Origin of the sequence: Myxococcus sp. CA040A (assembly GCF_013336725.1) — a bacterium.
GTDB lineage: Bacteria > Myxococcota > Myxococcia > Myxococcales > Myxococcaceae > Myxococcus > Myxococcus llanfairpwllgwyngyllgogerychwyrndrobwllllantysiliogogogochensis.
Map to the genome: position 1 here is coordinate 181,197 of NZ_JABUMR010000007.1, position 15,201 is coordinate 196,397.

The 15,201-nt window shown below is 70.3% G+C and carries 9 protein-coding genes and 1 riboswitch; of the genes, 1 reads left to right on the plus strand and 8 read right to left on the minus strand.

Annotated elements, in window-relative coordinates:
• Positions 1 to 31 precede the first annotated feature (31 nt).
• The 8 genes from HUA75_RS30800 to HUA75_RS30835 form a co-directional block, all read right to left on the minus strand.
• Positions 32 to 2,521: a heavy metal translocating P-type ATPase gene (locus tag HUA75_RS30800; RefSeq protein ID WP_174488421.1), complete on the minus strand. Its 2,490-nt coding sequence runs from the start codon at positions 2,519 to 2,521 to the stop codon at positions 32 to 34.
• A gap of 147 nt (positions 2,522 to 2,668) precedes the next feature.
• Complete coding sequence (locus HUA75_RS30805) at positions 2,669 to 3,652, minus strand: GIY-YIG nuclease family protein (protein ID WP_174488422.1); 984 nt, start codon at positions 3,650 to 3,652, stop codon at positions 2,669 to 2,671.
• Positions 3,653 to 3,855: 203 nt separating this feature from the next.
• Positions 3,856 to 4,437 (minus strand): RNA polymerase sigma factor, encoded by a 582-nt coding sequence (locus tag HUA75_RS30810; protein WP_141644712.1) that lies wholly within the window; start codon positions 4,435 to 4,437, stop codon positions 3,856 to 3,858.
• The gene (locus HUA75_RS30815; protein WP_174488423.1) at positions 4,434 to 5,741 is read right to left on the minus strand and encodes a cupredoxin domain-containing protein; all 1,308 of its coding nucleotides are present in this window, start codon (positions 5,739 to 5,741) and stop codon (positions 4,434 to 4,436) included. The genes HUA75_RS30810 and HUA75_RS30815 overlap by 4 nt, the downstream gene beginning before the upstream one ends.
• Before the next feature lie 47 nt (positions 5,742 to 5,788).
• Positions 5,789 to 8,962 (minus strand): efflux RND transporter permease subunit, encoded by a 3,174-nt coding sequence (locus tag HUA75_RS30820; protein WP_174488424.1) that lies wholly within the window; start codon positions 8,960 to 8,962, stop codon positions 5,789 to 5,791.
• A complete protein-coding gene (locus HUA75_RS30825) occupies positions 8,962 to 10,149 on the minus strand; it encodes an efflux RND transporter periplasmic adaptor subunit (RefSeq protein WP_174488425.1) in 1,188 nt (395 codons plus the stop codon). Before HUA75_RS30825 ends, HUA75_RS30820 begins: the two co-directional genes overlap by 1 nt.
• Positions 10,146 to 10,697 (minus strand): hypothetical protein, encoded by a 552-nt coding sequence (locus HUA75_RS30830; protein WP_174488426.1) that lies wholly within the window; start codon positions 10,695 to 10,697, stop codon positions 10,146 to 10,148. Before HUA75_RS30830 ends, HUA75_RS30825 begins: the two co-directional genes overlap by 4 nt.
• Before the next feature lie 83 nt (positions 10,698 to 10,780).
• The gene (locus tag HUA75_RS30835) at positions 10,781 to 12,025 is read right to left on the minus strand and encodes a TolC family protein (protein ID WP_174488427.1); all 1,245 of its coding nucleotides are present in this window, start codon (positions 12,023 to 12,025) and stop codon (positions 10,781 to 10,783) included.
• 230 nt (positions 12,026 to 12,255) lie between these two features.
• A riboswitch (SAM-I-IV-variant riboswitch) is annotated at positions 12,256 to 12,376 on the plus strand.
• Between the two features lie 299 nt (positions 12,377 to 12,675).
• Between HUA75_RS30835 and thrA the strand changes: the two genes are divergently transcribed.
• Positions 12,676 to 15,177, plus strand: coding sequence for a bifunctional aspartate kinase/homoserine dehydrogenase I (gene thrA / locus HUA75_RS30840; RefSeq protein WP_174488428.1), 2,502 nt, complete (start codon positions 12,676 to 12,678; stop codon positions 15,175 to 15,177).
• The last annotated feature ends 24 nt before the right edge of the window (positions 15,178 to 15,201 follow it).

The following is a 15,201-nucleotide window of genomic DNA, read 5'->3' on the forward strand; positions in this document are numbered from 1 at the left end:
GCCGGCACCCACACGGGAGGCCCCCTTCCGCCTACAGCTTCAGCCGCCGCAGCCGGAGGGCGTTGACGATGACGGACACCGACGACAGGCTCATCGCCGCGCTGGCGAAGATGGGGCTCAGGAGCAGACCGAAGAAGGGGTACAGCACCCCCGCCGCCAGGGGCACCCCCAGCAGGTTGTAGATGAAGGCGAAGAAGAGGTTCTGCCGGATGTTGCGCAGTGAGCCCTGGCTCAGCCGCCGCGCCCGGACGATGCCCCTCAAGTCTCCCTTCACCAGGGTGACACCCGCGCTCTCCATCGCGATGTCCGTGCCCGTCCCCATGGCGATGCCCACATCCGCCTGGGCCAACGCCGGCGCATCGTTGACCCCGTCCCCCGCCATGCCCACCACGCGGCCCTCCTTCTGAAGCCGCTTCACCACGTCCCCCTTCCCCTCCGGCAACACCCCCGCGATGACCTCGGAGATTCCCAGCCGGCGAGCCACCGCCTCCGCCGTGGTGCGGCTGTCCCCCGTCAACATCACCACCCGCAGCCCCTCCTGACGCAGCAGCGCCAGCGCCTCCGGCGTCGACTCCTTCACCGGGTCCTCCACGCCGAGCAGCCCCGCCACGCGCCCCGACACCGCCACCAGCACCACCGTCTGACCCTCCCCTCGCAGCGCCTCCGCGCGGGCCGTCAGGTCCGTGGCCTCCACCCCACGCGCCGTCATCAACGCCGCGTTGCCCAGCGCCACCTCCACGCCATCCACCCGCCCCACCACGCCCTTGCCGGTGTCCGAGCGGAAGTCCTCCACCGCCGTCAGCACCGCGCCGCGCTCCTTCGCACCGGACACAATCGCCTCCGCCAGCGGGTGCTCGCTGCCACGCTCCAGGCTGGCGGCCAACCGCAACAGCGTCGCCTCGTCGAAGCCCTCCGAGGGAATCACGGACACGAGGCGCGGCTTGCCCTCGGTGAGCGTTCCCGTCTTGTCCACCACCAGCGTGTCCACCGCCTCCAGACGCTCCAGCGCGGCGGCGTCACGGATGAGCACCCCCGCCTGCGCGCCCCGCCCCGTGGCCACCATGATGGACATGGGCGTGGCCAGGCCCAGCGCGCACGGGCACGCGATGATGAGCACCGCCACCGCGTTGACCAGCGCATGCGCCAGCCGAGGCTCCGGCCCCCACACACCCCACACCACCGCCGTCACCACCGCCACCACGATGACCACCGGCACGAAGACCGCGGCCACCTTGTCGGCCAGTCGCTGAATCGGCGCGCGGGTGCGCTGCGCCTCGCTCACCCGCTGGACGATGCGCGACAACAGCGTGTCCTTCCCCACCCGCTCGGCCCGCATCACCAGCGAGCCCGTCCCATTCACCGTGCCGCCCGTCACCTTCGCGCCCGAGGACTTCTCCACCGGGAGCGACTCGCCCGTCACCATCGACTCGTCCACCGCGCTGGCGCCCTCGAGCACCTCACCATCCACGGGCACCTTCTCGCCCGGCCGCACCCGCAGCCGGTCCCCTGGGTGCACGTGCGCCAGCGGCACGTCTTCTTCATGCCCGTCGTCACGCATCCGCCGAGCCACCGGCGGCGCCAGGCTCAGGAGCGAGCGCAGCGCACCCGACGTCGCGTGGCGCGCCCGCAGCTCCAGCACCTGCCCCAGGGCCACCAGGGTGATGATGACGGCGGCGGCCTCGAAGTAGAGGGGCGCCGTGCCGCCATGTCCCGTGCGCAGCCCTTCCGGCAACACATGCGGGAAGAGCGTGGCGAAGACGCTGAAGGCATACGCCGCGCCCGTCCCCAGGGCGATGAGCGTGAACATGTTGAGGTGCCGGTTGCGCACCGACGTCCAGCCGCGCTGGAAGAAGGGCCAGCCGCCCCACAGCACCACGGGCGTGGCCAGCACGAGCTGCGCCCAGGCCAGCACCGAGGCCGGCACCGCGTGCTGCACGGGCTGGCCCGGAATCATGTCCGACATCGCCAGCACCAGCAGCGGCACCGTGAGGCCCATGCCGACACGGAAGCGCAGCCACATGGACTTCAGCTCCGGGTCCGGGACGTCCTCGGGCAGCACGGTGCGAGGCTCCAGCGCCATGCCGCAGATGGGGCAGCTCCCCGGCCCGTCTCGCACCACCTCCGGGTGCATGGGGCACACGTATTCGACGCGCGTCTCCGGGACGGAGAGCGTCTCCGGCTCCAACGCCATGCCGCACTTCGGGCAGGCCCCCGGATGGTCCTGACGCACCTCCGGGTCCATCGGGCACACGTACATCGTCCCCGGCGCGGCGGGCGGCTCCTCCTGCTTCTCGGCGGGAGGCGCGAGGAAACGCGCCGGGTCCGCGCGGAAGCGCTCCCGGCACTTCGGATTGCAGAAGGAGTAGGTGTGCCCCTCGTGCTCCAGGCTGCCGCCCTTGGGAGCGAGGGGGTCCACCTTCATCCCGCAGACAGGGTCGACCACGTGAGTCCCCTCGCCTGGAGGCAGAGGGGGCGTCGGATGCGAGTGATGATGCGAGCCCGGGTGGGAGTGGCGGTTCATGGTGCGTCTCTCCTTTCACCCAGGCCAACGAGCTACCCGGCCAGCTCTTACAGGTGACTTTTCGAAAGAATGCGCACCCCGAGTGGCCCATGGGCCCACCGACGGCGAATCAGCGCCGGGCCAGGGGGCCGCCGAGCGCTCCCTGGCTCACTTCGGAGACTCGTTGTAGCCCGCGTCCCCGTAGGGCTTCAGGCGCTCCAGCCAGAGGTTCTCCAGCACCTGGAGCTCCGCCTTCAGGTCCACGCCGGGCTCCTTGGGAGGCTCCAGCACGTCGAGCACCTCGAAGGAGAAGCTGTCCGCGCCGTCGCGCCTCCAATCCTCCAGGAGCGCGGGGATGCGAGGCATCCCGCTGGTCAGCTCGAAGCGGATGCGATTGAGCATGCCGGTGACATTGAGGCTCGAGCCCACCAGCACCTTCCCGTTGGCGCGATTGCGGACCGCATACACGCCCATCGGTGGGGGCTTCTCCTTGTACTCGCGCTTCAGGTCCGAGCGTCGCGCTCGGCTCGAATCCGTGGACGACATGGCGGACTTCCTTGGGTGAGGAGGGGACAGTGATTCGGCGGCGTCATCGCCGCACAGCTTCAGCAGGCGTTGCTCCAGCCGCGCATGCGCCTGCGCATCCAGCGGCTCCAGCCAGTTGGGCCCCGCCAGCCTCCAGTCGACGTCGGAAGGGTCCAGGCCCAGCGCGGTCAACACCGCGGACTGGCAGATGAAGAACTGCTCACGGAAGGGGAAGAGATGACCTCCCGAGACACGCAGCGAGGCGACGGCGTCTTCGTACGTGGCGAACCAGTGGTTGAGGAAGTGGGGGCCCACGCGCTCCAGGAGCCGCTCGAAGTCGACCCGAGGCGCGTCCCGAGCCTCCAGCGCGTGCTTCAGCTCGCTCCAGGTGGCGTACCCCTGCTCCCGAGCGATGACGGCCAGCACGTGCTTGCGCTGCACCGACTCCCGACGCGCGAGCACTTCGCCCAGCGGCAGTCCCGCGAAGACAGGCAGCGCGCGCAGTCGCGCGGCGGCTCGTGTCGCTCGTGCCGAGTCTGTCGAGCCCAGCTCCTTGAGCAGGAGCGAAGCGCGGACCTTGCACTCGTGAAGGGAGAGGAGCTCGGCGGCGGGTGAGACGGTTCCCATGAAAAGTCCCTCGTTGGCGGCCCCACCCGTGTCACGGGCCGTGGAAGGAACTCATCGGAAACTGTGGGCCTGCCGGGAGAAACGAGGGTGACGTCGTCTTTTCGGGAAGGCGCCCCTCGGCACCTCTTTGAAGAGTTAACGGCGGGGGCGGAACTTCGGCAAGGGCTTTCTCTCGCGACCCGAGCGCCCCGCCCACCGCCTGCTCAGGAGCGTGCCTTGCACGAACAGTCCAGGCAGCCGTGCGCCGCGCAGGAGCCGCAGCTTCGCTCGAGCTGCTTCTTGAGGGCCTGCCTCGCCCGATGCAGCCGCACGCCCGCGTTGTTCGGAGTGATGCCGGCCTCGCGCGCCACGTCGGGCACGGCGCGCTCCTCCAGGTCCACCTTGCGCACCAGCTCCGCGTACTCCGGCTTGAGGGTGGGCAGGAGCGCTCCCACACAGGCACAGACGGTCTGCTTCAGCTCGGGGTCTTCGGAGGGCTCCTCGGCTTCGCGGGCCTCGCGCGCCAGGGCCCGCCCTTCGACCTGCTGATGACGGCGGTGGTCCACCAGCGCGTTGCGCAGGAGCCGGTAGAACCACGTCACCGCGCCCTCGGGCTCCGGCAACGTCTCGCCCCTCTCCAGTGACTTCACGAAGGCGGCCTGGAGGATTTCCTCGGCCGTCGCGCGATTGCCCACGCGGCGCTCCACGAAGGCCAGGAACTGGCGATGGTTCTCCACCAGCGCGCGTGTCACCGCGTCGCCGTCCTCCCGTGTCGCCTCGACGCCCGTATGTCCGGTCTCACTCATTGAACCACCAGCATGCCCTTCATCATCTGCATGCCGCAGGTGAAAGGGAACGCGCCGACCTTGTCCGGAGTGAAGCTCACCACGGTCTCCGACAAACCAGGCAGGGGACGCTGGATGCCGAAATCGGGGATGAGCAGCTCGTCACCGCACCCACCGGAGTCCTTGCGCACGAAGCGCAGCCGCGCGGGCACGCCCTGCTTCAGCGTGACCTCGCTCGGCTGGTAGCCACCCTGCACGGTAATCGTCACCTCCTGCACCGCGTCGCCCTTCGACTCCGGGGACTTCGAGGACGGCTTCGGCGCGTCCATGGGCGTCAGCAGGAAGCCGATGAAGTACTCGGGGTCTTCGGGCAGCGGCAGGCGCACCGTCACTTCGCGCTCGGCATCCGCCGCGGGGAGCGTTCCCGTCAGGAAGGTTCCTCCCGCCTCGGGCACGAGCGGCGCGGACACACCGCCCACCTCCACCGTGCCCTTGCGGCCCGCCAGGGGGAGCGGCTGGCGGAAGGCATCCGTCACCCACACCCGCACCTCGCCGGACCGCAGGGACACCACTTCCAGATGCGTGTCTCCGCTCATGGCCACGACACCGCCATGGAACGGAGTGTGGTCATGCTCCAGGGCCACGGCCTCCGCCACCACGCGTCCCTCGGCCTCCGTGCCCTTCACGTGGACGCGCTGGCCCACGCGAGCCCCCAGCAAGGTCTTCACGTCCTGTCCCGGCGAGGCGAGCACGAGGGACGTGGCGCCGCCCTCCTTCTCCAGCGAGTACACGCCGCCCTGCTTCGCGCAGGCCTCGGCGCTCAGTCCCACGGCGGGTGGCGTCGGGCACGGAGCCAGGCGGAGCGTCCCCACGATTCCACCGCCGTGCCCATTCGCCTCCAGGTGCGCGGCGAAGCGAGCCACCTCCGGCTTCCCGTCCCGCACCACCGTCACCACCATGGCCAGGTGGTCATCGGCGTGCTCCGGCCCTTGCCCCGACAGGTGGTCTCCCGACGGAGTCAGCACGACATTCGGATAGCCACCCTTCGCCACCTTCACGGAGCCCGTGGCACCCGCCACCGGACGAAGTGCCAGCGCGTCGTCCAACAGGTACACGCGATAGCCACCGCCACGCGTGGTCACCAACTCCAGGTGTCCTCGGGGCGTGGACTCCACCTGTCCACCGTGAGGCGCCGCGTGGGCGTGGGCCTGCCGCGCGGAGTGGGCCACCTCGGTCGGCGTGGGCTCGGGCTCGGGCGCTTCCTTCTTGCTGCATCCGACCACCAGCCCCGCCGCCGCGAACACCGCGATGATTCTCTGTCCCATCGAACGCACCCTGTCTCCTCAATCCAATGCCACGCGAGGCCCGGTCATCAGCCCGCGCTCGCGAGTCGCTCTCCCTCGGGCTTCGGCCCGGGGAGCGTCAGGTCATCTTCGGCGCGCGCCGCGGCCTTGCGCGCCAGGTAACGCTCCAGGGCCGGACGCCCGAAGCGGTAGAACACAGCCGGGGTGACGAGCAGGTCCAGCAGCGTGGAGCTGATGAGCCCGCCGAGGATGACGGTCGCCACCGGGTGCAGGATTTCCTTGCCCGGTGCCCCCGAGGCGAGCGCCAGCGGCACCAGGGCCAGTCCCGCCGTGAGCGCCGTCATCAACACCGGCACCAGTCGCTCCAGCGAGCCGCGCAGCACCAGCTCGCGACTGAACACCTCGCCCTCCTGCTCCACGAGGTGGAGGTAGTGCGAGATGAGCATGATGGTGTTCCGACTGGCGATGCCGCACAGGGTGACGAAGCCCACCAGCGTCGCCACCGACAGCGGCTGGCCGGTGAGCACCACCGCCGTCACGCTGCCCACCAACGCGAGCGGGATGTTGAGCATCACCTGCGCCACCAGTCGCACCGAGCGGAAGTGGGCGTACAGCACCAGGAACATGCCCGCGAGCGACAGCAGCGACAGCAAGGCGATGAGCCGCGTGGCGGACTGCTGGCTCTCGAACTGCCCCTCGTAGGAGAGGAAGGTCCCGGTCGGAAGCGTCACACTCGCGGCCACACGCTCGCGGACCTCTTCCACTGCGCTGCCCAAATCACGCCCGGCCACGTTGGCCATGATGACCACGCGCCGCTGGAGGTGGTCATGGTGGATGACATTGGGGCCCCGTGACTCCACCACGTCGGCGATCGCGGCCACGGGCACGCGCGCGCCGGACGGTGTGTCGACCAGCGCCCGGCGAAAAGCCTCCGCGTCCACGCGCGCGCGTTCCTCGTACCGCACCAGCACGTCGAAGGTGCGCTGCCCCTCCAACACCTGCCCCACCACCACGCCGTTGAACGCCTTCTCGAGCTGCTCCGCCATGGCCCCCGGCTGCACGCCCAGCCGCGCCGACTCCTCGCGCTTCAGGCGCACCTGGAGCTGGGGAATCAACGTCTGCTGCTCCACCTGGAGGTCTACGACACCGGGCACCTGGGCCATGACCGCGCGGACCTCTTCCGCCTTGCCCCGCAGCGCATCCAGGTCCTGGCCGAAGAGCTTCACCGCCACCTGCGCGCGGATGCCCGACAGCAGATGGTCCAGGCGGTGGGAGATGGGCTGCCCCACTGACACGGAGAGGCCGGGCAGCACCGCCAGTCGCTCGCGGAGGTCGGCCAGCACCACGTCGCGAGGCCGGCCCCCTTCCTTGAAGTCCACATCCAGCTCCGAGTAGTGCACGCCCTCCGCGTGCTCGTCCTGCTCGGCGCGGCCCGTGCGTCGCCCCACCGTCTTCACTTCCGGCACGGAGGCGATGAGCCGCTCGGCGAGCAACCCGAAGCGGTTGGACTCCTCCAACGAGGTGCCCGGAGGCGCCAGGACATTCACCGTCGCGGTGCCCTCGTTGAACGGCGGCAGGAAGGTGCGGCCCAGGAAGGGCACCACCGCCACGGCGGCGAGCACCAGCAGCGTCGCGCCCACCAGCACGGGCTTCGGGTGGCCCAGGGCCACGTCGAGCACTCGCCGCGCCCGCGCCTTCAACCACCGCACCAGCGCTCCGTCGCCATGCTCCAGCAAGCGGCCCCGGGGCAACAGGTACGCGCACATCGCCGGTGTCACGGTGAGCGACACGAGCAGCGAGGCCAGGATGGACACCACGTAGGCCACTCCGAGCGGCGCGAAGAGTCGTCCCTCGATGCCACCCAGGGCGAACAGCGGGAGGAACACCAGGACCACGATGAGGGTGGCGAAGACGATGGAGCCTCGCACCTCGGCGGAGGCGCGGTAGATGACCCGGAGCGCGGGCTCCGGCGTGTCCTTCGCGCGGTTCTCCCGCAGACGTCGATAGACGTTCTCCACATCGACGATGGCATCGTCCACCAGCTCGCCCACGGCCACGGCCAGTCCGCCGAGCGTCAGCGTGTTGATGGACAGGCCAAAGGCCTTCATCACCAGCGCGGTGATGACGAACGACAGCGGAATCGCGGTGAGCGTTATCGCCGTGGTGCGCAGGTTGACGAGGAAGAGGAACAGAACGACTACGACGAGGAGCGCGCCGTCTCGCAGCGCCTCCACCACGTTGCCGACAGCGGCCTGGATGAAGTCCGCCTGTCGGAAGAGTGTCTCCACCCGCACGTCGTCGGGCAGCGTGAGCCGGAGGTCCTTCACCGCCGCGTCCACCTGCTCCGTGAGCGCCAGGGTGCTCGCGCCGGGCTGCTTCTGCACGGCGAGGATGACCGCGGGCCGCCCATTCATTCCGCCGTCACCGCGCTTCACCGCGGGGCCCACGTCCACTTCCGCGACCTGGGAGAGTCGCACGGGCACGCCCTCGCGCACCGCCACCACCGTCCCGCGCAGGTCCTCCACGGAGGCGCTGCGCGCGAGGTTGCGGACCAGGTACTCACGCCCACCCTGGTCCACGAAGCCGCCCGTGGTGTTGCCCTGCGAGAGTCCCGCCGCGCGCTCCACGTCCTCGAAGGTGAGACCGAATGACAGCAACTTCTCCGGTGCTACGCGCACCTGGAACTGCTTCACCCCGCCGCCCAGCACCGTCACCTGCGCGATGCCCGGAATGGTGAGGAGCCGCTGACGCAGCACCCAGTCCGCCAGGGAGCGCAGCTCCAGCGGTGACGTGCGGCCTTCCTCGCTCTGCACGCCGAGCAGGAGGATTTCTCCCATGATGGAGGACACGGGCGTCAGGTGGGGCGCCACGTCACGCGGCAGTCGCTCGCTCGCCACCTGGAGTCGCTCGGAGACAAGCTGTCGGTCCAGGTAGATGTCCGTGCCCCAATCGAACTCCACGTAGACGATGGACAGACCCACGCCCGAGGACGAGCGCACGCGCTGCACGCCCGGCGCGCCGTTCATCGCCGTCTCGATGGGCGTGGTGATGAGGGTCTCCACCTCTTCGGGAGACAGGCCGCCCGCTTCGGTCATCACCGTCACGGTGGGACGGTTGAGGTCCGGGAACACGTCCACGGGCAGACGCGTGACGGCCCAGCCGCCGTAGAGCAGCACCGCCACGGCCGCCAGCACGATGAACAGGCGGTGGCGCAGCGAGAACAGGATGACGTGGTCGAGCACTACCGCCCTCCCCTGGCCAACCTCAACGCCGCCACCCCGGTCACCACGACCCGCTCACCGGCCTGCAAGCCCTTGAGCACGGCGCGCCATGCACCGTCACTGCCACCCAGCACCACGGGCCTCAGCTCGAAGGCCTCTGGCGCGGTGTGGACGAAGACGAAGGTCCGCCCTTCCTCCTCCACCACCGCGTCCTTCGGCACCGCCAGCGCGTCCTTCTGGCCCCCTTCTCCGAGGGCCACATCCACGAACATGCCTGGCCGCAATCGACCGTCGCGGTTGTCGACCTCGAACAGCACGCGCACGCTGCGCGTCGACTCGTCCACCATCTGCCCCACGTGGTAGGGCCGCGCGGGGAAGTGCTGGCCCGCGTAGGCGGGCGTGGTCACCAGCGCGCCCGTGGTGCCCTCCGCGCGCGCCACGTCTCCTTCGAACACCCGCGCCTCCACCCAGAGGACGGAAGAGTCCAACACCGCGAAGAGGGCGCGAGACGGGTCCACCTGCTCGCCCACGGATGCGCGGGCCTCCACCAGCACTCCGTCGATGGGCGAGACGAGCGAGAAGCGCGCGGTGCCCTGCCCCTGTCGTGCGCCCGCGAGCACGTCTCGCGCGGACTTCGCTCGGCTCCACTCCTGTTCGGCGGTGTTCACCGCGAGCCGCGCCTGCTGGACTTCCTTCTCCGCCACCACGCCCTGAAGGGACTCCAGGCGCGTCAAATCCCGACGGGCCTGCTCCAGGGCCGCCTGCGCGCGTACGGCCTCCGCTTCGGCCTGGAAGTGACTGGTCGACAGCCCCGTGGACTCCGACGTGGACAGGCTCTGCTGCACCAGCGCGAGCACCTCGCCGCGCTTCACGCGCTGGCCCACGAGCGGCACGGTGCCATTCGCGGCGAGCACCCGGCCCGACACGGGCGCGGACACCTGAGCGAAGCGGTCCGTGCGCGGCACCACCTTCCCCGGGGTCACCAGCCGCGACTCCAGGGAGCGCACCGCCGCTCGCTGCGTCCGGACTTCCAGCAGGAACTGTGTTTCCTTCGGCACGGTGAAGGCGGTGCCAGCGACGATGGGCTGCTGAGCCGCCGCGGGCTTCCCGTGTTGCTCACCGGCGTGCGCCAGGACGAGGGGACTGGTGAGCAGCAGCGTGAGCGACAGCATCCCACGAGCAGTGAGGGAGATAGCAGACCCGCTCATGGCCGCACCTTCTTGTGTCGGTTCATCCACCACGCACCCGCCACCAGCAACAGGACGATGCCACCCGTGGCACTCCAGCCCAGGGGCCTCCGCAAGCCAGGGCCGGCAGCGGTGGAGTCGTGTTCCGAGGACAGATGCACCGTCCCCAGCGCCAGCACGTCCAGGTCGTTGCCACGAGTCACGGTGACCACCGCCGCCAGCTCCGCTCCGGGCACAAGCTCCGCGTCGGCCACGTAGACACCAGGGGATTGCAGCTTCGGCACCAACGTCTGCACGGTCGACCCGGTGAGGGTGAGTTCCAGATGGGCGCTGCTCACCGGCGCGTTCGACTCCACGTCCGCGACCCACAGGCGCACGGGCGTCTTCGCGGCTTCTGAATGCTCCGGGTGCTTCAGCACCACCTCGAACACCTCTCCCGTGGCGGAGAGGACATGCCAGGCCTCACCCGGCACGGACGCGGTGGCGGTGTCTCCGTGGGCCGCGCCCTCATGCGCCAGGGCTGGCAGCGACATGCAGGCCATCAACACCCACCACCGCGTTGCCCTCATCGCGACACCTCGTGCGGAAGCAGAGAGGCTCGTCCCTGCTTCTCGCCGCATCTGGGTCGCGAACCCGAGCCGTTCATCGGTCCTCATTCCGGCACCTCGCCCGTAGGCATCCGTCCCACCGAGCGCAGCAAGGCCGTGCGCGCACGTGCCAGCGCCGCCGCCGCATCCACCGCGTCCGCCGAGGCGGCGAAGGACCTGTCCCTGGCGAGCAACAACGCGTCCAGTCCCAGTTGCCCCGCCTCGTAGGCTCGGCGCACCAATTCCAGATTTCGGTCCACCGAAGGACGTACCGACATCAAGGCCGTGTGCGCGGCTCGCGCGGACTCGAACGTCGTGCGTGCCACGGCCTGCTCTGACTCCACCTCACGGGTTCGCGCGATGCGCTCCGACTCACGCACCTTGTGTCGAGCCCGAGCCTGCGCCAGCTCGCCCTGGTTGCGGTCCCACAACGGCAGCGGCACCGACAGTCGGGCGATGAGCAGGTGTTCGGTGTGAAGGTCCGTGAAGGCACCGTGGGCTTCCGGCCGACGCTCACGCTCGTAGCCCAGGGACAGCGTGGGATTGGGGATGCGCTCGCGGCGCAGCAGGTCCACCTCGGAGCCCGCCGCCGCCACCTCCGCGCGCGCGGCCACCAGGGTCGGCTGTTCGCCCGTCAGCTCCGACGGCAGGGTGTCCGTCGCCGAGTCGAGGAGGGAGACCGTGAGCGGCGCGTCCGCCGGGCGTCCCAGTCTCCGATTCAGCTCGACGCGAGCCGCCTGCGCCTCCGCGTGGGCCTGTGCGACCCGAGCCTCCGCGCGGGCTCGCTCCAAGGTCGCGGCATTGCGTTCCAGCTCCGACACGTCACCCGCGGCGAAGCGGCGCACCGTGGCGATCTCCATCTCCCGGGTCAGCTCCAGCGCCTCGCGAGCCAGCGAGGAGCGAGCTTCGCGTCGCTCCAACTCCACCGCCGCATCCACCGCACCTGACGAAGCGCTCAGCATCGCGGCCTGACGCCGCGCACGCGCCGCCTCTTGAGCGGACTTCGCGCGGTCCAGTCTCAGGCCGCGCTGTCCGGCGACCTCCAGCATCTGGCTCAGCACAACTTCGGTGCGCTGTTCACCTTGCGCGCCCGTGAGGGCATCGCTGACGACCGCGACCTCGAGGGAGGGATTGTTCCGAAGCCAGCGGCCGTCCGCAGCGCGAGTTCCCTCGGCACCTTCTTCCTCGGCGCGTGCCGCCGCGACCTCGGGACTTCGAGCCACGGCCTCCGACGCCACGCGTGCCAACGGCCACGCCTCCAGGGGCGAGGCAGCCAGCACGAGCGACAGGGCAGCGGGCACGAGCAACATGTCCACGTCCCAACGCAAGTCGCGTACCCAACCCGAAGGCCAAGGATTCCAACAAGTTGGGCACAAGTGAGGCCGCACCAGGTGTGACCATGTCCATCACACTGTGATGGGCCTGGGCGACCAGCGCTCCAACCCAGCCCGCTCGATGCACCGGCTCCACGAACCGCGGCGAACGTGGCCGCGGTCGCGGTGTGAGGGATTGACAAGGCCCCGCATCCCGTTTATCTCGCGTGCAGCATCAAGAGCGGTACCGCTTCGGCGGTGGCCCGACAACCTGGAGACGGACCTCCAAGGTGTCCAAACGATGCGGCTCAGGGAGCAGGTGCTCCACGGGCAAACCAAGCGTCCGAAGCGAGGCAACTCCTCAGCTTCGGTGAGAGAGGACCTCCGTGGTTCCATCCACCTCCGCCGCATCCCCTCGCGCCACGCAGCGCCCCCGCCGCGAGAGCGCTCGAATGCGCCGCGCCCGCCACGTCACCGTCCCGCGAATGCGCGGGCCGCTACACGTCGGCTAGCGCTCCCACTCCGCTCCCATTCCCTTTCCTTCCTTCGTCGGCGCCCAGGCGCCGCGCTCGCTCGACGTGTGTCGACAGCGCGGCCTCGCGCCCTCTCATGTCTTCAGGGCCACGGCCCTCGTTCGAGGTTCGCAGATGAGCAGCAATTCCTTTCGGGTGATGAAGTTCGGCGGCTCCTCCGTGGGCTCACCCCGCCGGCTGCGCCAGGTCATCGAGCTGATTGGCAAACACTCCCGCACGGGCCCGCTCGCCGTCGTCGTCTCCGCGATGGGCGACACCACCGACTGGCTCCTGGAGGCCGCCGACCTCGCCACCCGAGGCGAGCTGGAGGGCTCGCTCACCGTGGTGGCCCGCATCGCCCACCTCGCCAAGACGAACGCCGCCGCGCTCCACCCCGCGCAGTCCACCACGCTCGCCGCGCGCGTCGACCAGCTCCTCGCCCCACTCCAGCAACTCCTCCAGGGCATCTCCCTCACCCGCGAGTGTTCCCCTCCTTCCAAGGACAAGGTGCTCTCCTTCGGTGAGCTCATCTCCGCCACCCTCCTCGCCGAGCTGCTCAGGGTCGCGGGCACCGAGGCTCACTTTCGCGACGCCCGCCTGCTGCTCGTGACGGACGACACCTTCGGCACCGCGCGCGTGGATGTGACGCGGACCCGTGAGCGCCTCCAGTCAGCCACCGCCGAGTGGGGCACGACCGTCCCCGTCATCCCCGGCTTCATCGCCGCGACGCTGGACGGACGCACCACCACGCTGGGCCGCAACGGCTCCGACTACACGGCGGCCCTCGTGGCTCAAGGGCTGGGAGCCTCCGAAGTCACCGTGTGGACCGACGTGCTCGGGCTGCACACCGCCGACCCGGACCTCGTCAGCGACGCGTACCCCGTGGCGCACCTCACCCATGGCGAGGGCCTGGAGCTGGCCGCCGTCGGCGTCCGCATGCTGCACCCGCGCACGATGATTCCCCTCATCGAGGCCGGCATCTCCCTGCGCATCCGCAACACCATGCACCCGGACCACCCGGGCACGCTCATCGACGCCATCGGCTCGCGCGACGGGCAGCGCCCCACGTGCATCGCCACGCGCGAGGACCTAGCCCTGCTGGGAATCGAGGTACGCAAGCTCTCCGACCAGTTCCAGCTCGGCGAGCGCGCCCTCTCCGCGCTGCGCGCCGCCCGCGTCACGGTGTGGATGACCGCCCAGTCCGCCAACGGCCAGTCCATCGCCCTCGTCGTCCCCCGACCCGATGCGCAGCGCGCCCGCAACGCCCTGGAGGCAGAGCTCGCGCAGGAGCTGGCCCGCCGTGAGGTGGAGCCGCTCGGCGTCCGCGAGCCGGTGACGCTCGTCACCCTGGTGGCCGAGGCGATGGGCCACGGTGTCAACGTGGCCGGCCGCTTCTTCAGCGCCCTGGGCGCGGTGGGCGTCGGCGTGCGAGCCAGCGCACAAGGCGCCAGCTCGCGCTCCATCTCCTGCGTGGTGGACGCGGAGGACACCGCCATCGCGGTGCGTACGACACACGCCGCCTTCAACCTCGCCCATCAACAGGTCAGCCTCTTTCTGCTCGGCAAGGGCACCGTGGGAGGTCAGCTCCTCGCGCAGCTTCGCGCCCAGCAGGAACAGCTCCGCCAGCGCCACGGCATCGCGCTGCGCGTCGTCGGAATCGCCGACAGCCGACACACCCTGTTCGACCCGGCCGGCCTCGCCCTGGACGGAATCGAGGAGCAGCTCGCGCGCGTCGTCCGAGGTGAGCCGGGCACGCGCGCACTGGCGCCGCTGCTGGACGAGCTGCGCCGGCTGCCCGTGCCCATCCTCGTCGACTGCACGGCGGACGGCGACGTGGCCTCGCTCTACACGGAGGCGTTCCGTCGGAGCATCCACGTCGTGGCCGCCAACAAGAAACCGCTCGCCCTGCCCTGGAACGAGCGCGAGGCCCTGCTCGCCGAGGCGCGCCGTCACCACGTCGCGTACCACTACGAGACGACGGTGGCCTCCAGCCTCCCCGTCATCGACACGCTCGCCAACCTGGTGCGCACCGGCGACACCGTGCGCCTCATCACCGCGTCCCTCTCCGGCAGCGTGGGCTTCATCTGCAACGAGCTGACGGCCGGAGTCCCCTTGTCCACGGCCGTCCGCACGGCCCGAGAGCGCGGCTTCACCGAGTCGGACCCGCGCGAGGACCTGTCCGGCGCGGACGTGGCACGCAAGGCGCTCATCCTCGCCAGGGAGCTGGGCCTGTCGCTGTCACTCTCCGACGTGGCCCTGGAGCCCTTCGTCCCCGAGCCTTCGGACGCGGGCGATTCCCCCGAGTCCTATCTGCGAAGCCTCCGCGCACTCGACGCGGAGTACACGCAGAAGGTGGAGCGCTGCCGTCAATCCGGCACGGTGCTGCGCTACCTGGCGCGCATCGACCCGACGCGGCTAGGCACCGACGCGCCCGTCATCCGCGTGGGACTCACCGCCGTCGAAGCGGGCCAGCCCGCCGCGGACCTGCGCGGCTCCGAGTCCTTCGTCTCCTTCACCACCACGCGACACAGCGAGTTCCCCCTCACCGTGCGCGGCGCGGGCGCGGGGGGCGCTGTCACGGCGTCGGGCGTGCTCGCCGATATTCTCCGCGTCTCCCAGACGCTTCGGGGCCGCTGAGCCCCGTCCACCCGGAAACAGGAG